Origin of the sequence: Streptomyces sp. V1I1, assembly GCF_030817355.1 — a bacterium.
Lineage (GTDB): Bacteria > Actinomycetota > Actinomycetes > Streptomycetales > Streptomycetaceae > Streptomyces.
The window spans coordinates 7,008,405-7,025,459 of the sequence record NZ_JAUSZH010000001.1 but is presented as its reverse complement, the minus strand read 5'-3'; the positions used below and the strand labels follow the sequence as shown (position 1 = coordinate 7,025,459).

Below are 17,055 nucleotides of genomic sequence, written 5' to 3'. Positions count from 1 at the left end.
GGGGCGGCGACGAGGTCAGACCAGGGAGGCGTACAAGCCGGGGCGGCGATCGCGCAGATACGGACTGGCCGCGCGCGAGGCGCTCAGGAAGGCTGGGTCCACCTCGCCGACGACCAGTTCCTCACCGCGTCCGGCGCGGGCGCGGGCCGCTCCGTCGGGGCCCGCGAGGCAGCTGAGTCCGATGAACTCGAACTCGCCCTCCGGTCCCGTCCTGTTCACGTACGCGATGTACATCTGGCTCTCGAAGGCCCGCACCGGGACGAGGGACTCGGCGACGAACTGGAAGGGGTGCATCTGGGCGGTGGGCACCACCAGCAGATCGGTGCCGGCGAGCGCGTGCGCCCGGACGTTCTCCGGGAACTCCACGTCGTAGCAGATCAGCATGCCGATCCGGATCCCGCCGAGCTCCACCTGGACGACGGGTTCCTCGCCCGGGGTGAACCACTGCTGCTCGAAGCAGCCGAAGAGATGGGTCTTGCGGTAGTTCGCGAGGCGCTCGCCGTCGGGGCCGATCAGCTGCGCGGAGTTGAAGATCCTCCCCCTGGGGGCACCTCCCAGCGGTAGCTGGGGGACTTCGGCCGAAGAGACCCCCATCTCGCTTCGCTCGTCCTCGCGCTCCGGGTATCCGTAGACGACGGCGATGCCGTGCCGTGCGGCGATCTCCGAGACGGACCGCGCACCGGCGCCGTCGGCGGGCTCGGCCAGCAGCGGCACGTCGTCCCCGATCGCGTACCCGGTCAGGAACATCTCGGGGCAGACCAGCAGCCCGGCGCCGGCGGCAGCGGCGCGGCCCGCGGCCTCGTCCAGCACCTTGAGATTCTCGGCGACCGAGCCCGGTCGGCCGGAACTCTGGAGCAGGGCGGTGCGCAGCGGCGGCATGGCTGACCTCAGGCTGTGTGCAGGGGTGAGGAAGACATCTAAAACGGTACGGTCCGGCCATCCACCGGACAAGGCGAGAGCGTTGCGCGTGGATGGTCGATCCATTGCGCAATCGGCGGCCGCGGCGGTGATTCATTGCGCGGGCCTGACCCTCCCGGTTCTGCGGCTCAGCCGGGCGCGCCCGAAGAGAACCGCCGCAGAAGCGGGGAGAGCACCAGCACCGACTTGGTGCGCTCCACGAACGGCTCGCCCGCGATCCGCTCCAGCACACGCTCGAAGTGGCGCATGTCGGAGGCGAAGACCTGGACGATCGCGTCCGCCTCACCGGTGACGGTGGAGGCGGACACGACCTCCGGGTAGCGCTCCAGGCCTCGGCGGATGTCGTTCGGCGAGGTGTTGTGGCGACAGTAGATCTCGACGAAACCCTCGGTCTCCCAGCCGAGCGCCGCCGGGTCCACCCGTACGGTGAAGCCGGTGATGGCACCTTCGGCGCGCAGCCGGTCGACCCGCCGCTTGACGGCGGGGGCAGAGAGGCCCACCTCGGCGCCGATGTCCGCGTAGGAGCGGCGGGCATCCTCGGCGAGGGCGTGGACGATGCGTTCGTCGAGATCGTTCAGTCGCACAGCGGGCGGATCACTTCTCTGCCGTGGCCAGTCGGGAGCGGCGCATGCCGTATCCGAAGTAGAACACGAGGCCTGCGATCATCCAGGCTCCGAAAACCGCCCAGGTGGAGCCCGGAAGGCTGAACATCATGTAGAGGCAGAACAGGAGGCCCAGGATCGGGGTCACCGGGAACAGCGCCACACGGAAGGTGCGCGACATGTCGGGCCGGGTGTAGCGCAGGATCACGACGGCCACATTGACCAGCGCGAACGCGAAGAGCGTGCCGATGCTGGTGGCATTGGCCAGCTCGCCGAGCGGGACGGTCGCGGCGAGCACACCGCAGAAGAGCGAGACGATCAGGGTGTTGGCGCGCGGGCTCCCGGTGCGGGCGTCGACCTTGGCGAAGACCTTGGGGACCAGCCCGTCGCGGGCCATGGCGAACAGGATGCGGGTCTGACCGTAGAGGACGGCGAAGACGACGCTGGCGATGGCGACGACCGCACCGGCGGCGAGGACGACGCCCCAGAAGCTGTGGCCGGTGACGTCCTTCATGATCTGCGCCAGAGCGGCCTCGGTGCCCTCGAAGTCCTGCCACGGCATGGCGCCGACGGCGACCAGGGCGACGAGGCAGTACAGCACGGTGACGATGAGCAGCGAGAGCATGATCGCGCGCGGCAGGTCACGCTTGGGGTTCGTGGCCTCCTCGCCGGCCGTGGAGGCGGCGTCGAAGCCGATGTACGAGAAGAACAGGGTGGCCGCGGCGGCGCTGATGCCGGTCACGCCGAGCGGGGCGAGCGGGGTGTAGTTGCCGGCCTTGATGCCCATGAAGCCGATCGCGCAGAAGATCACCAGGGTGACGATCTTGACGACCACCATGATCGTGTTGACCCGGGCGCTCTCCTTGGCGCCGCGCATCAGGAACACCATGGCGAGCAGAATGACGACCAGGGCCGGGAGGTTGATGAGGCCGCCCTCGCCGAGCGGCGCGGACACCGACTCGGGGATGGTGATGCCGAGCGTGCCGTCGAGCAGTTCGTTGAGGTATTCGCCCCAGCCGACGGCCACGGCCGCGACCGAGACGCCGTACTCCAGGATCAGACACCAGCCGCAGACCCAGGCGACGATCTCGCCCATGGTGGCGTACGAGTACGAGTACGAAGAGCCGGAGACCGGGATGGAGCCGGCCAGCTCGGCGTAGGAGAGTGCCGAGAACAGCGCGGTCAGACCGGCGATGACGAACGAGATCGCGACGGCCGGGCCGGCCAGCGGAGTGGCCTCACCGAGCACCACGAAGATGCCGGTGCCGAGCGTGGCACCGATGCTGATCATGGTCAGCTGCCACATGGACAGCGAGCGGCGGAGCGTGCCGCCCTCGCCCTGGCCGCCCTCGGCGACCAGGCGCTCGACGGGTTTGCGCCGCATCAGCCGGGTGCCGAAACCGAGGTTCCCGGCGCGCGAGGGATCGGTCGTGGGTGGGGCTTCGCCGTGGTCCAGCACTGCGGGGCTCCTTCGTGGCTGCGGGTCGGCGACGTGTGATCGGCGGCGGCCCGGGCATGACGGATGAGCCCGCGCATGAGGGAAAGGGACCGCCGAGCAGGCGATCAACGCCACTCCTGGTACGGGGCCCGAGCCTACGAGTCCGCAGCTCACGCCCGTAATGCAGCGTTGTTGCGCATCAGCGGACGTTCATTGCGCGATGACGGGCATCACGGGGAAACATTGCGCTCGAGTGAACGACAACGTCACAGCTCCCGCAGGCGCTCCACGATTTCGCGCAGCAGCTCGGGGTCGTTCATGCCCTCGTGGGTGACCGGTTGGGAGACGCGGACGAGTCCGGCTTCGACCAGATCGACGAGCAGGACGCGTACGACGGTCAGCGGCAGGTCCGCGTCGGCGGCGATCTCGGCGACCGGGCGCGGCTCGCGGCGTACCAGGTCGAGCAGTGAGCTGCGGGCATGGTCGAGCCGCGGCTCGGGACCCACCGGGTCGATGGCCGTGACCTGCGACATCAGGTCGATGGTGTGCTCGGAGGCGGGACGGGTCCGGCCCCGGGTGACGGTGTACGGCCGTACCAGGGGACCGGTCTCGTCCTCGTACCAGTGGTCGCTCACGGGCTAGGCGTCGGTGGCCTCGGCGGCCGAGCGGGTGGGGACGGCCATGTGCCGGCCAACTCGCCTGACCAGCAGCGCCATTTCATGGGCCAGCTGTCCGACGTCGGTCTCGATGTCGGAGAGCACCGCGAGCCTGCTGCCGTCGCCGGCCGGGGTGATGAAGAGGAACGCGTTGTCGAGCATGACCATGGTCTGGCGTACCTTCCCGGCCTCGAAGCGGTCGCCCGCTTCCTTGGCGAGGCTGTGGAAGCCCGCGCAGACCGCGGAGAGATGCTCGATGTCTCCCCTGACCATGCCCCGGGACGCGCTGCTGACCAGGCCGTCGGCCGTCAGCAGCACCGCCTGGCGGACGTGGTCGGTCCTGGCCAGCAGATCGTCCAGCAGCCAGCCGAGGCCCGACTGATCGCCGACGCCCTGATCGCCGGCGCTCTGGTCGCCGGTGTTTTCGTCAGCCATCGTCGTCCGTCCCTTCATCTGTGGTGCGGGGGCGCGGCTCATCTGTGGTGCGGGGGCGCGGCGCGGCGCTCGGGGACGCAGGGCCGACGGTATCGCCCTTGCGGCCGCGGTCGAGGCCTCGCTGGAAAGCTCCGAAGATCGAGCGCATCTCTTCCGGGGAGACGTCGCGCTCGGGGCCCTCGGCCGTGGTGGGGCGCGCCTCGCGGAGGGGGGCGGCGAGTGAGGCCTGGCGTACGCGAGTGGGCAGCCCGTAGGCCGGAGGCGTGTCCTCGGCGGGAGGCTCGGCCTGGGCCGGAGGCGCGTCCTCGGCCGACAGCTCGGCCTCCGTGGGCGGCGGGCCTGCCTCGGCGGGTGCGGCGGCGGGGTCCTCCGGGGCGCGGTCGTGCACCGCAGGGACGGACTCCAGCACCCGGCGCCAAGGCAGCGCCCGCACCGGCGCGCGCTTCTCCCCCGCTTCCGTACCGCTCCGCCGGTCGGCCGGCTCGACTGGGGCGAGGATCGTGTGCGGCACGAGCACCACAGCCGTGGTGCCGCCGTACGGCGACCTGGTGAGAGTCACCCCGATGCCGTGCCGCTCGGCGAGCCGGCCGACGACATACAGGCCGAGGCGCTCGTCCTGCGCCGGGTCGAAGTCCCGCGGGTGCGCCAGCGTCCGGTGAGCCAGAGCCAGTTCGTCCGCGTCCATGCCGAGCCCGCGGTCGTCGATCTCCAGCACAAAACCGTTGCGGGCATGCCCCGTTCGCATGGTGACCTGGGTGTGCGGCGGGGAGAACACGGCCGCGTTCTCGACCAGTTCGGCGACCAGGTGCACCACGTCGGCCACCGCCTCCGCGCTGATTCCCACCGCGGGCATCGGCGGCACCACGACCCGGGTGTAGTCCTCGATCTCGCCGACCGCCGCGGACACGATGTCGGCCACGGGCACCGGCTTGCGCCAACGGCGGCCGGGCGTGGCACCGGAGAGGATGATGAGCCCTTCCGCGTGACGCCTCATCCGGGTCGTCAGATGGTCGATCCGGAACAGGTCCTCCAGCGTGTCCGGATCGCTCGTACGCCGTTCCAGGGTGTCGACCAGCTTCGACTGACGGTGGACCAGCGCCTGGTTGCGCCGGGCGATGTTGAGCAGGACGGCGAAGACGCCCCGGCGCAGGGTCGCCTGTTTGACGGCGGCCTCGACGGCCGCCAGGCGGGCGGTGTTGAGCGCCCGGCCGACCTGGCCGATCTCGTCGATCCCTCTGGCCTCGTCGCCGAAGTCGAGCGGCGGGGCCGCCGCGGCCGCGTCGACCTCCTCGCCCGCGCCGAGCCGTTCCATCACCTCGGGCAGCTGACGGGTGGCCAGCACATCCGCGGCGTCGCGCAGTTCCTCCAGACGGCGCGAGATGCGCCGGCCACTGGCCACCGAGAACCAGATCGACAGGCCGACCGCGATCAGCCCGAGCACGCCGACGACCGCGGCCTTGATCATCTCGCGGTAGGCGAAGGCGCGGCCGCGGTCGGCGGTGTTGAGCGCCGCATCGGTGCACAGCAGCATGTACCGCTTGACCGCGCGGTCCGTCGTGGTCCGCCAGGACTCGGCCGCCATGGCTTCGCCCGCGTCCGCCGCGCCCGCCCGCAGCAGCGCGTCCTCCCCGGCGGTCAGCGCCCGGTACTCCTCGCTCCGCTCGAAGCCGGTGAACAGCCGCCGGGAGTCGTCCGGGAGGTCGGGGACATACGTACGGTGGAAGACCCGCCGGTCCTCGATGGTGGCGGTCAGCGTGTCGTACTGGCTGTCGGTGAGGTTCCCCGCGGCGCGCGCCCCGGCGACCAGCGCGTCCTCCCGTGAGACGAACTCCCTTACGCGCACCAGCTCGACGACGACCTGCGCCTCGCGGGCCAGCTGACCGGCCTGCAGGGCGGTGAGCGTGGACTGTACGTCGAAGGTCGGCTCGACCATGGCGGTGTACGCGCCGACCGCGCCGTCCCAGGAGATCGTCCGGGCCAGCACCCGCTCGCGAAGTTTCTCCAGCCCGTCGACGGCGCCGTTCATCGCGTCGAGGGACTGCCGCTGCCGGGCGGAGAGATCCTCGCGCCGCTCCTGGTTCGCGATCGCTTCCCGCATGGCGCGCACGGCCCGGTCGGTCGAACGCTGCTGCTGGGTGAGCGCGGCGACGGCGGACGGGCTGTCCTGCCGTCCCGCTCCCAGATACTCGGCGGAGATCCGGCGCTCGATCTGGATCTGGCCGACGGCGGTGTCGACCGGCGTGCCGAAACTCTCGTACACACCCTGCACGCGGATCAGGGCCCGTAGGTCTCCGGTCACCGACACCATGGCGAAAGTCCACAGCACCATCAGAGCGATGACGGGTATGACCGTCAGGGTCACGATCCGGCCACGGATCGTGGGGCGGCGCAGTCGCCGACGCATGGTCTCCCCAGAGCAATAGGACAACTGACTACCGGTGGTTACCCACCGGTAGGGGCAGTCAAGCTACGCGACGTGGCATGGACAACGCAATGTTCCTGCAGGTAACTGAGCAGCGGTAACTGAACAGCACCCCGACCCGCGGAGGTTCGCGTGACCTGGCTCGATCCCAGCCCCTTTCTGCGCGGGGTGGCATGGCTGGACGACGGGCGGGCGGTGCGCGCCGACCCGGCGGATCTGGCCAGGCTGCCGTGGGACGCCGGCGAGCGCGCGGCGCTGCCCATCGGCGTACGGCTGGAGTTCACGGCCGAGGGCGCTGAGGCGGTCGAGATCCGCTACCGCGCCTCGGTACCGGGTCCGACCGACGCGCTGCGGGAGATCGCCCACTGCTTCGCCCTGTGGGAGGGCGGCAGCTGTGTCTCCGAGACGATCGCCGAACCCGCCGAGGAGGCGGTTGTCACCCTCCGCCTCCCGGCCGGCGCCGAGGGGCCGTTCACCATCCATCCGCCCGAAGCCCAGTGCCCCGTGGTCCTGGGGCTGCGGGCCATCGGCGGGTCCGTCGCGCCCGCCCCGCGACAGCCGCGCTGGCTCGTCCACGGCGACTCCATCACCGAGGGCTGGTGGTCCACCCGCCCGGCCCACTCCTGGCCCGCCGTCGCCGGGCGTGCCCTCGGCCTGGACACGGTCAACCTCGGCTACGCCGGAGCTGCCCGCGGCGAACTGGCCACCGCGGAACAGCTCGCGGTGCTCCCGGCCGACGCGATCACGCTCGCCTTCGGCACCAACTGCTGGACGGGGATCCCCTTTTCGGGCCCGCTGCTGTACGAGACGACGCGCGCGTTCATCGCGCTCGTACGCCAGGGGCACCCGCACACCCCGCTGCTGCTGGTCTCCCCCGTGCTGCGCCCCGACGCCGAGCAGACCCCCAACCGCCTCGGCGCCACACTCGCCGAGCTGCGTACGGCGATGGAGGAGGCCGTCGTCGACCTCATGGGCGGCGGCTCCGGCTCCGGCTCCGGCTCCGGCTCCGGCGACAAGCGGCTCGCACTTCTGCCGGGACGCGACCTGATCGGACCCGGACAGCTGGCCGACGGCGTGCACCCCGACGACGAGGGCCATGCGGCACTGGCGGCCGCGGTCGCCGATGCGCTGCGTACGACACTCTCGTCATCCCGGTCGGGCGAGACGTAATGTGCACGGGCTGATAGAAGGGCGACAAGTGGGGTATGCGAGCCGTGATGAACGCAGAGCCGCACGTGGTGATTGATCAGTCGCCGCACAGAGACAGCGCGGGGGCCCGCCGGGCCGCCGCGGAATTCCTGCTGCAGCACTGCCCCTGGGCCGACCTCGACGCGGTGCTGCTGGTCGTCTCCGAGCTGGTCGCCAACGCGGCCCGGCACACCGCGGGCTGGTGGCAGCTGCATCTCACGGCAGGGCAGGACACGCTGGTGGTGAAGATGGACGACTCCAGCCCGCTGCCTCCCGTGCCGCGCGAGCCCGACTTCACCGGCGGCGGCGGATTCGGCTGGCACATGGTGCTGAAGCTCGCGGGACGGGTGGAGGTCTGCCCGCTGCCGCACGGCAAGCGGGTCCAGGCGACCTGGATGCGGCCGGTGGCAGCGCCGTCCCCCTGCTGACCCCGGACTCACCCACACCCCGGACACATGCACAACCGGACACACCCACAAGCCCGGACACACCCACAAGCCAGCCCGGACACACCCACAAGCGGCGTCCCGGCCGGCCGGGACGCCGCTTCTCCCGTGGGGGGATTGGGCTGGTACTCCGCGTCAGGTCACTCCACGGCCAGCAGTCCCGCACGCAGCCGCGACGTGATGCGCGTCAGCAGCCGGGACACATGCATCTGCGAGACGCCCAGCTCCGCGCCGATCTCCGACTGGGTCATCTCCTCGCCGAAGCGCATCCGCAGGATCCGCCTGTCCCGATCGTCGAGCTCCTCGATGAGCGGCTTGAGCGCCTGGACGTTCTCCGCGGTCTCCAGATCGGCGTCGGGCGCGCCCAGCCGGTCGGACAGCGGCACCGGAGCGTGGTCGGAGGCGTCGTCCATCGGCATGTCGATCGAGCCTGCCGTATAGCCGTTGCTGGCGACCACGCCCTCGATGATCTCTTCCTCGTCGAGCCCGAGGTGCCCGGCGAGTTCGGCCGTGCTCGGCGAGCGGTCCAGTTTCTGGGAGAGCTCGTCGGTCGCCTTCGCCAGATCGATCCGCAACTCCTGCAGCCTGCGCGGCACATGCACGGCCCAGCTGGTGTCGCGGAAGAACCGCTTGATCTCACCGATGATGTACGGAACGGCGAACGTCGCGAACTCCACCTCGCGGCTCAGCTCGAACCGGTCGATCGCCTTGATCAGGCCGATGGTGCCGACCTGGACGATGTCCTCCATCTGCTCGGCCCGGTTGCGGAACCGGCCCGCCGCGTACCTGACCAGCGCCAGGTTCAGCTCAATGAGCGTGTTGCGTACGTACTGGTGCTCGTGCGTTCCCTCTTCCAGCGAAGCCAGCCGTACAAAGAAGACCTTCGAGATCTCGCGTGCGTCGCTGGGAGCCACCTCCCCAGGATTGGGCACGTGCGGAAGGTCCAGTTCCGCCATGTTCGGGCACCGTGTTCCAGGCTGTGTGAGTTCGGTCGTAACCGTGCTCGCCGTGGACACTTTGTCCTCCCCTGCTCGTGGTCAGTGCAGGGCGCGTATACCCCGGTTGTCGCCACACATGCCTGCCCCCGGCGGGGAGTTGACGGGAAAAGCCGCGTCCGGCCGCCGCGGACCGCGGGGCCGGACGCTGATGGCTCGTACTAGTTCCAGCTGGCGTGCAGCGGCTTGCCCTCTGCGTAACCGGCAGCGCTCTGGACGCCGACGATCGCCTTCTCGGCGAACTCCTCGAGGGAGCCCGCGCCCGCGTAGGTGCAGGAGGAGCGGACGCCCGCGATGATCGAGTCGATCAGGTCCTCGACGCCCGGACGGGCCGGGTCGAGGAACATCCGCGAGGTGGAGATGCCCTCTTCGAACAGCGCCTTGCGGGCCCGGTCGTACGCCGACTCCTCGCTCGTACGGTTACGGACGGCACGCGCGGAGGCCATGCCGAAGGACTCCTTGTACAGGCGCCCGTCGGCGGTCTGCTGGAGGTCGCCCGGGGACTCGTAGGTCCCGGCGAACCAGGAGCCGACCATGACGTTGGAGGCGCCGGCGGCGAGCGCCATGGCGACGTCGCGCGGGTGACGGATACCGCCGTCGGCCCAGACGTGCTTGCCGAACTTCTTCGCCTCGGCGGCGCACTCCAGCACGGCCGAGAACTGCGGCCGGCCCACGCCGGTCATCATGCGGGTGGTGCACATGGCGCCGGGGCCCACACCGACCTTGATGATGTCCGCGCCGGCTTCGACGAGATCGCGCACGCCCTCGGCGGCCACGATGTTGCCCGCGACGATCGGCACCTGCGGGTCGAGCCCGCGGACCGCCTTGATCGCGCTGATCATCGACTCCTGGTGGCCGTGCGCGGTGTCGACGACGAGGGTGTCGGCGCCCGCGTCGAGGAGCTGCTTGGCCTTGCCCGCCACATTGCCGTTGATGCCGACGGCGGCGGCGATGCGCAGCCGGCCATCGGCGTCGACGGCGGGGCTGTAGAGGGTCGCGCGCAGGGCGCCCTTGCGGGTGAGGATGCCGGCGAGCCGGCCGTCCTTGTCCACGGCGGGGGCGTACCGGCGGTTGGCGTGGTCGAGCTTGTTGAAGGCGTCACGCGGGTCGATGTCCGCGTCGAGCAGCAGCAGGTCCCTGGACATGACCTCGGACAGCTGGGTGAAGCGGTCGACCCCGGACAGGTCGGCGTCGGTGACGACACCGACGGGCCGGTGGTCCGCGTCGACGACGACACCGGCGTCGTGCGCCCGCTTCGGCAGCAGGGACAGCGCGTCGGCGACGGTCTGACCGGGGGCGAGCACGATCGGGGTGTCCAGGACGAGGTGGCGCGTCTTGACCCAGGAGATGACGTCGGTGACGACCTCGATCGGGATGTCCTGGGGGATGACGACGAGGCCACCGCGGCGGGCGAGCGTCTCGGCCATCCGGCGTCCCGCGATGGCGGTCATGTTCGCGACGACCAGCGGGATGGTGGTGCCGGAGCCGTCGCGCGAGGAGAGGTCCACGCCCTGACGGGAGCCGACGGCCGAGCGGCTCGGCACCATGAATACGTCGTCGTACGTCAGGTCGTACGGCGGCTTCAGGTCATTGAGGAAACGCACGTGCAGAACATCCCAGTCGATCGGAGTTGGCCCCCGGGCATTTCAGCCGGGGAAATCGCACGTACTTCATTCTCCCATGGCGACGCGCATGCGAGGCCGGGAGAAAACTCCAGCTCACAGGGATGCCGTCGAGCAGATCCTCCAAATGATCCGCCCCCGGCCCCCGCCCACAACGTCTGCTGACGGCCCGCGCCGGCTCGGCCGCCCCCGGCCCGTTCAGTCGTCCGGGTCTGCCCGGTCCAGCGCCGGTCGCTGTCCCGGCGGGGCCTTCAGCAGCTGGTCCGCCGCCGCCGTGTCCGTCACCAGGCTGGTCACAAGCCCGGAGCGCAGTACGGCCCCGATCGCCTCCGCCTTGCGCTGGCCGCCCGCGATCGCCACCACCTCGGGGATACGGCGCAGCCGGTCCGCCTCGACCGTGATGCACCGCTCGCCCAGGTCACGGCCGACCCGTCGGCCCTCCGCGTCGAAGAGATGCGCCGACATCTCGGCCGCGACGCCGAGCGAGGCGTAGTGCGCGCGCTCCTCGTCGGTGAGCATGTCGTGCACGGTAGAGATGCCCGGCTCCCAGGAGCCGATGGAGACGGCCGCGACGGTGACCTTGTCGAAGTACTCGAAGGCGCGGGCGATACCGGTCTGGCTGCGCAGCGCCGCGGCGGTCGCCGGGTCGGGCAGCAGCATCGGGGCGTAGATGGGGTGGGCCTCGCCGCCAGAGACCTGGGCGGCGCGCCGGACCGCCTCGACCGAGCCGCGCTCGGCGGTCCCCGCGTCGTACACGCCGGTGAGCTGCACGACCGTGCACGGCGGCAGCCGGTCGAGCGCGGCGGCCATGTGGATGGTGGACCGGCCCCAGGCCAGGCCCAGCACATCGCCCTCGTTCACGAGCTCGCCGAGCAGATCGGCGGCCACTTCGCCGAGGTTCTCCGGGTCGGGCGACTCGTCTGCGCCCTCCGCGGGGGATTCGACGACGACCGCGTGCCGCAGTCCGTAGCGTGCGCGGAGCGCGTCGGAGCGCTCGGCGTCCAGTTCCGCGGGTACGCGGATCTCGATCCGTACGAGATCACGCTCGAGCGCCGTCTCCAGGACCCGCGCGACCTTGAAGCGGCTGACGCCGAACTCCTCCGCAATCTGGATCTTGGATTTGCCCTCGAGGTAGAAGCGGCGGGCCATGGCCGCCGCCTGCACCAGCTCCGCGGGTCCCATCCGCATGGCTGACCGGCCCGTCGACACCGCGATCTCCTCACTGCTGTACACACTCCGGATCCGTCATCCTGTCAGATCCGACGGTTCTTGATCAGCCCTGATGGGCTGAGTTCACTTGCTTGTGGCTCAGTGGTCGCACGCCCAAGCCGCCGAGGCCAGGGTCTGCTGCGCCTTCGTACGCAACGCACGCACCGCCTGTGCCGGGTCCTGGGCGCCGTAGACGGCCGAGCCGGCGACGAACACATCAGCGCCGGCCTCGGCGCACCGCTCGATGGTCGAGTCCGAGACGCCGCCGTCGACCTGCAGCCACAGCTCCAGACCGTGCTTGGCGATGAGCTCCCGGGTACGGCGGATCTTCGGCAGCATGATGTCGAGGAAGGCCTGGCCGCCGAAGCCCGGCTCCACGGTCATGATCAGCAGCATGTCGAGCTCGGGGAGCAGGTCCTCGTACGGCTCGATCGGGGTGGCGGGCTTGAGCGCCATCGAGGCACGGGCTCCCTTGGACCGGATCTCGCGCGCCAGCCGTACGGGCGCGGCCGCGGCCTCGATATGGAAGGTGACGGATCCGGCCCCCGCTTCGACGTACTGCGGGGCCCAGCGATCGGGGTCATCGATCATCAGATGGCAGTCCAGTGGGGTGTCCGTCGCGCGGCTGAGGGATTCCACGACCGGCACGCCCAAGGTGAGGTTGGGCACGAAGTGGTTGTCCATCACGTCGACATGGAGCCAGTCGGCGCCCTCGACTGCCCTGGCCTCCTCCGCCAGGCGGGAGAAGTCGGCGGAAAGGATACTTGGATTGATCTGAACGGCCATGTGCCAAGCCTGCCACGTTCCAGGGCTCTTCCCCTCCCCGGTATGTCTCTCGGTACGGACCAAAGGCTCCCGGGATCAGTACAGTCCGTGCAATCCTGGCGATTCGGCCCGTCGCGAGGGCTATTGGGGGCGTCATGCCGGACGCACAGGAGCTTCAGCCACCACCAAGACAGCGCGTCGCACATCTGGTCTGCGGGCGGCGCAGCAAGTGGGTGGTGGTGGTGCTGTGGCTGGCGGTGATGACGCTCGCCTTCCCCCTGGCACAGAAGCTCACCGACGCCCAGGACAACGACGCCTCGTCCTGGCTGCCCGGCAGCGCGGAATCCACCCAAGTCCTTCAGGAATCCGAGGAGTTCAGGCCCGAGGTCATCCCGGCGATCGTCGTGTACGCACGCGAGAGCGGCCTGACCGCGGCCGATCAAAAGCGCATCGCCGACGACGTCGCGGCCATCAAGGAGCTGCGGGAGCACGGGGTGCGCGGCGGTGAAGTCCGCGGTCCGGTGCTGGAGCGTCCCGACAACCCGCGGGCCGCCCAGGTCTTCGTACCGATCACGATGGACGAGCAGGGCTGGGAGCGGATCGCGCCCGCGGTCGACTCCATCCGCGACAAGACCGGCACCGGCGAGGCCGGGCTCGCAGTGCACGTCACCGGGCCCGGCGGCACCTCGGCCGACGTTTCCAAGGCCTTCGAGGGCATCGACTCCACGCTGCTGCTCTCGGCGCTCGGCGTCGTGATCGTGATGCTGCTGCTCACCTACCGCAGTCCCACCCTGCTGGTGATCCCGGTGATCTCGGTGGTCGGCGCGCTTGCTGCCGCACAGGCGCTGATCTATCTGCTGGCCGAGCACGCCGATCTCACGGTCAACGGGCAGAGCGCGGGTATCTTGACGGTCCTCGTCTTCGGCGCGGGGACGGACTATGCCCTCTTGCTGGTCGCCCGCTACCGCGAGGAGCTGCGCCGCCACGAGGACCGGCACGAGGCGATGGCTCTGGCGCTGCACCGCGCGGGCCCCGCGGTGCTGGCCAGCGGCGCCACGGTGGTGCTGGGCATGCTGTGCCTGCTGGCCGCGGAGATGAACTCCACCAGCGGGCTCGGCCCCGTCGCCGCGATCGGCGTCGCGGTCGCCCTGCTGGCCATGCTGACGCTGTTCCCCGCGCTGCTGGTGATCTTCGGCCGTTGGATCTTCTGGCCCGCCATCCCGAACTTCGGCTCGCCCGAGCCGACCGTGCGCGGCTTCTGGACCCGTACGGGAGGGCGCATCGCCCGCCGTCCGCGCGCGATCTGGGCCGCCACCGCGATCGTCCTCGCCGCCTTCTCCCTGGGCCTGATGCAGCTGAGGGCCGAGGGCATCGGCAACGCCGACTCCTTCACCGAGAAGCCCGATTCGATCGTCGGGCAGGAGGTCCAGAGCCGGTACTTCCCGGCGGGCAGCGGCGATCCGCTGGTGATCGTCAGCAATGCGGCGCAGGCCCGGCAGGTCGGTGAGACCGTCGCGGCGACCCGCGGTGTGGTGCCGCAGTCCATCGCCGTTCCGCCCGGCACCAAACCCGTGCACGACGGCCGGGTGCTGATCGAGGCGACCATGACGGATCCCGCGGACAGCGCGGCCGCCAAGGAGACGGTCGAGCGTGTGCGGGATGCGGTGCACGCGGTTCCGGACGCCGACGCGCGAGTGGGCGGCGGCACGGCCGCTCTGCTCGACATGGACGCCGCGACCACCCACGACAACTACCTGATCATCCCGCTGGTACTGGCGATGGTGCTGCTGGTGCTCACGATGCTGCTGCGGTCCGTGATCGCCCCGCTGCTGCTGATCGGCACCGTTGTGCTGTCCTTCGCGGCGGCCCTTGGCCTGAGCGCGCTCGCGTTCCGGTACATCTTCGACTACGCGGGCGAGACGACGGACTTCCCGCTCTTCGTCTTCGTCTTCCTGGTGGCGCTGGGCATCGACTACAACATCTTCCTGTCCACCCGGATCCGCGAGGAGGCCGGCCGCCAGGGCACCAGGGCGGGCGTGCTGACCGGCCTGGCGGCGACCGGCGCGGTCATCACCTCGGCGGGCCTGGTCCTCGCGGGCACGTTCGCGGCACTCGGCACGCTGCCGATGGTCGCCTTCGCGGAGATCGGCTTCGCAGTGGCGCTCGGCGTCCTGCTCGACACCTTTGTCGTACGGTCCGTGCTGGTCACGGCGCTGTTCCTGGACGTGGGACCGAAGGTGTGGTGGCCAAGCAGGCCGGCCCACGAGGAGGGGCCGCAGCAGCAGGGCGCGCCGCCGGAGCGGGCGCCCGCGGCGGGCGACACGGTGGGCGGTGCCCCGGCCGACGGCTGAGCGGCGCGCCTCAAGATGTACGCGGCGTGAGCCGCGCACCTCACACCGCGCGCCTCACCTGTAGGTTCGCGTTTCCGCTGTCCCATCCCAAGCCCGACCGGGCAGTCCGCGCCCGCCCGGCGTCCGCTGACTCGCTCCACCGCCGCAGGGTGACCGCGGATCCGGCCTGATGAAGGGAAGTCCTCCGCCTGAGCAGCGCCATAACAAGAGAATCACATCGGCTCGTCCCCTCTGCTCGCTTCGGTGAACGCCATCTAGAGTCACGCCAGCCGCCGCGCCAGCGGACCGATCTTCGGCCCTGACAACGCGGTCGGCGCCTCGAAGGGGAAAGGACCGATCGTGCGCAACCGTTCTCTCATAGCTGTCACCGCCGCGCTCGCCGCCGGAGCACTCTCGCTCACGGCGTGCGGCTCACGTGACGCAGGCAAGGCCGACGACGCCTCCGGCGGCGGCTCCACCGTCGTCACCATTGGTTTCGACGCGCCGTTGACCGGGGAGCTCTCCGCTCTCGGCCTCGGCATGAAGAACTCGGTCGACCTCGCCGTCAAGCAGGCCAACAAGAACAAGGAGGTGCCGGGCGTCACCTTCAAGATCGAGGCTCTCGACGACCAGGCACAGCCCTCCTCCGGCCAGCAGAACGCCACCAAGCTCGTGGCCGACAAGAGCGTCCTCGGAGTCGTCGGCCCGCTGAACTCCTCCGTGGCCCAGTCGATGCAGAAGGTCTTCGACGCCGCCCAGGTTCCCGAGGTCTCGGTGAACACCAACCCCGCCCTCACCCAGGGCGACAAGTGGGACACAGGCAAGAAGGCCCGGCCGTTCAAGACGTACTTCCGGACCGCGACAACGGATGCCATCCAGGGCCCGTTCGCGGCCGAGTACCTGTACAACACGGCCAAGAAGAAGAAGGTCTTCGTCGTCGACGACAAGAAGACCTACGGCGCCGGCCTGGCCGCTACCTTCTCCGCCCACTTCAAGAAGCTCGGCGGCGCGGTCGTCGGCACCGAGCACGTCAACCCGGAGGCCAAGGACTTCGGCTCCGTGGCCACCAAGATCAAGAGCTCGGGGGCGGACGTCGTCTACTACGGCGGTGAGTACCCGGTGGCCGGCCCGCTCAGCGCGCAGGTCAAGAAGTCGGGCGCCGCGATCCCGCTCATCGGCGGCGACGCGATCTACAGCGACGAGTACCTCAAGCTCACCGGCGCCCGGGGCGACGGCGACATGGCCACGTCCGTCGGCGCGCCCGTCGAGGACCTGCCTTCCGCCAAGAAGTTCATCGCGGACTACAAGGCGGCCGGGTACAAGGAGGCGTACGGAGCCTACGGCGGCTTCTCCTACGACTCGGCCTGGGCAATCATCCAGGCGGTGAAGGCCGTGGCAAAGGACGGCAAGCTGCCCTCCGACGCCCGCGCCAAGGTCACCGAGGCCGTGCAGAAGGTCTCCTTCGACGGAGTCATGGGCAAGGTCTCCTTCGACGAATACGGCGACGCCACCAACAAGCAGCTCACCGTCTACAAGGTCACGGGCGGTGCCTGGAAGGCGGAGACGACCGGCACGTTCGGAGGCTGACCGACCGCGCGGTCGCACGGCGGTACGAGGCCGGGCTGCTCCCTTCCGTACGGAGGGAGCAGCCCGGCCTCGCCGCTGCTCCGCCCTTGCCACCGGGCGTCCGAGCCACGAGGGCGCCGGACCCGAGGGGGTCGGCCCGCCTGCCGGTACGAACACCGGCCCGGTGAGGGTCATCGTCCAGATCACCACAGCGACGGCGGACGCGGCATACCGCCCAGGGCCCACCGGGCATCCTCGTATGTGCATGCTCATCCGTTCACCACCGCGGGCATCCACCCCGATACGACCGAGGCTCGGCAGGGCCCGCAACGGGCCCGCGGCCGAAAGGGTCACACGGGGCACAGGGTTCGAGCGCCGCGGGGCTCGGCGACTGCCCCAGGTGCGGGCGCGAGAAGCACTGGCGGGTGCGGCCCGCGCGCAAGGGTGGCTGGCGTCGCGGGCA

General features: G+C 70.4%; 14 protein-coding genes. 4 read left to right on the top strand and 10 right to left on the bottom strand.

The genetic code is table 11. The features are described 5' to 3' along the window. Positions 1-15 precede the first annotated feature (15 nt). The 6 genes from QFZ67_RS32935 to QFZ67_RS32910 form a co-directional block, all read right to left on the bottom strand. Entirely contained in the window at positions 16-879 is an 864-nt protein-coding gene (locus QFZ67_RS32935) for a carbon-nitrogen hydrolase family protein (RefSeq protein ID WP_307664681.1), read from the bottom strand. A gap of 167 nt (positions 880-1,046) precedes the next feature. Next, positions 1,047-1,502 (bottom strand): Lrp/AsnC family transcriptional regulator, encoded by a 456-nt coding sequence (locus QFZ67_RS32930; protein WP_307664680.1) that lies wholly within the window; start codon positions 1,500-1,502, stop codon positions 1,047-1,049. Between the two features lie 10 nt (positions 1,503-1,512). Beyond that, positions 1,513-2,979, bottom strand: coding sequence for an amino acid permease (locus tag QFZ67_RS32925; protein WP_373430155.1), 1,467 nt, complete (start codon positions 2,977-2,979; stop codon positions 1,513-1,515). Between the two features lie 245 nt (positions 2,980-3,224). Continuing rightward, entirely contained in the window at positions 3,225-3,593 is a 369-nt protein-coding gene (locus QFZ67_RS32920; protein WP_307664679.1) for a DUF742 domain-containing protein, read from the bottom strand. A 3-nt stretch (positions 3,594-3,596) separates the two neighbouring features. Continuing rightward, the gene (locus tag QFZ67_RS32915) at positions 3,597-4,049 is read right to left on the bottom strand and encodes a roadblock/LC7 domain-containing protein (protein ID WP_307664678.1); all 453 of its coding nucleotides are present in this window, start codon (positions 4,047-4,049) and stop codon (positions 3,597-3,599) included. Continuing rightward, on the bottom strand, positions 4,042-6,453 hold the full coding sequence (locus QFZ67_RS32910) for a nitrate- and nitrite sensing domain-containing protein (protein WP_307664677.1): 2,412 nt from the start codon (positions 6,451-6,453) through the stop codon (positions 4,042-4,044). The genes QFZ67_RS32915 and QFZ67_RS32910 overlap by 8 nt, the downstream gene beginning before the upstream one ends. Positions 6,454-6,603: 150 nt before the next feature. Here QFZ67_RS32910 and QFZ67_RS32905 point away from each other — a divergent pair, with 150 nt between their 5' ends. Next, the gene (locus QFZ67_RS32905) at positions 6,604-7,641 is read left to right on the top strand and encodes a GDSL-type esterase/lipase family protein (RefSeq protein WP_307664676.1); all 1,038 of its coding nucleotides are present in this window, start codon (positions 6,604-6,606) and stop codon (positions 7,639-7,641) included. Between the two features lie 47 nt (positions 7,642-7,688). Beyond that, positions 7,689-8,087, top strand: coding sequence for an ATP-binding protein (locus QFZ67_RS32900; RefSeq protein ID WP_307664675.1), 399 nt, complete (start codon positions 7,689-7,691; stop codon positions 8,085-8,087). 158 nt (positions 8,088-8,245) lie between these two features. Here QFZ67_RS32900 and QFZ67_RS32895 read toward each other — a convergent pair whose 3' ends face one another. The 4 genes from QFZ67_RS32895 to rpe form a co-directional block, all read right to left on the bottom strand. Then, positions 8,246-9,061, bottom strand: a complete 816-nt coding sequence (locus tag QFZ67_RS32895; protein WP_307664674.1) for an RNA polymerase sigma factor SigF — start codon at positions 9,059-9,061, stop codon at positions 8,246-8,248. A gap of 200 nt (positions 9,062-9,261) precedes the next feature. Continuing rightward, positions 9,262-10,704 carry a GuaB1 family IMP dehydrogenase-related protein gene (locus QFZ67_RS32890; protein WP_307664673.1) on the bottom strand — a complete coding sequence of 481 codons (1,443 nt, stop codon included), beginning with the start codon at positions 10,702-10,704 and terminating at the stop codon, positions 9,262-9,264. Between the two features lie 216 nt (positions 10,705-10,920). Then, positions 10,921-11,955 (bottom strand): sugar-binding transcriptional regulator, encoded by a 1,035-nt coding sequence (locus QFZ67_RS32885; RefSeq protein WP_307664672.1) that lies wholly within the window; start codon positions 11,953-11,955, stop codon positions 10,921-10,923. Positions 11,956-12,030: 75 nt separating this feature from the next. Next, positions 12,031-12,717, bottom strand: coding sequence for a ribulose-phosphate 3-epimerase (gene rpe / locus QFZ67_RS32880; RefSeq protein WP_307664671.1), 687 nt, complete (start codon positions 12,715-12,717; stop codon positions 12,031-12,033). Between the two features lie 134 nt (positions 12,718-12,851). On the opposite strand from rpe, the gene QFZ67_RS32875 reads away from it, so the two are divergent. Beyond that, entirely contained in the window at positions 12,852-15,047 is a 2,196-nt protein-coding gene (locus QFZ67_RS32875) for an MMPL family transporter (protein ID WP_307664670.1), read from the top strand. A gap of 339 nt (positions 15,048-15,386) precedes the next feature. Beyond that, positions 15,387-16,613, top strand: coding sequence for a branched-chain amino acid ABC transporter substrate-binding protein (locus tag QFZ67_RS32870; RefSeq protein ID WP_307664669.1), 1,227 nt, complete (start codon positions 15,387-15,389; stop codon positions 16,611-16,613). Positions 16,614-17,055 lie beyond the last annotated feature (442 nt).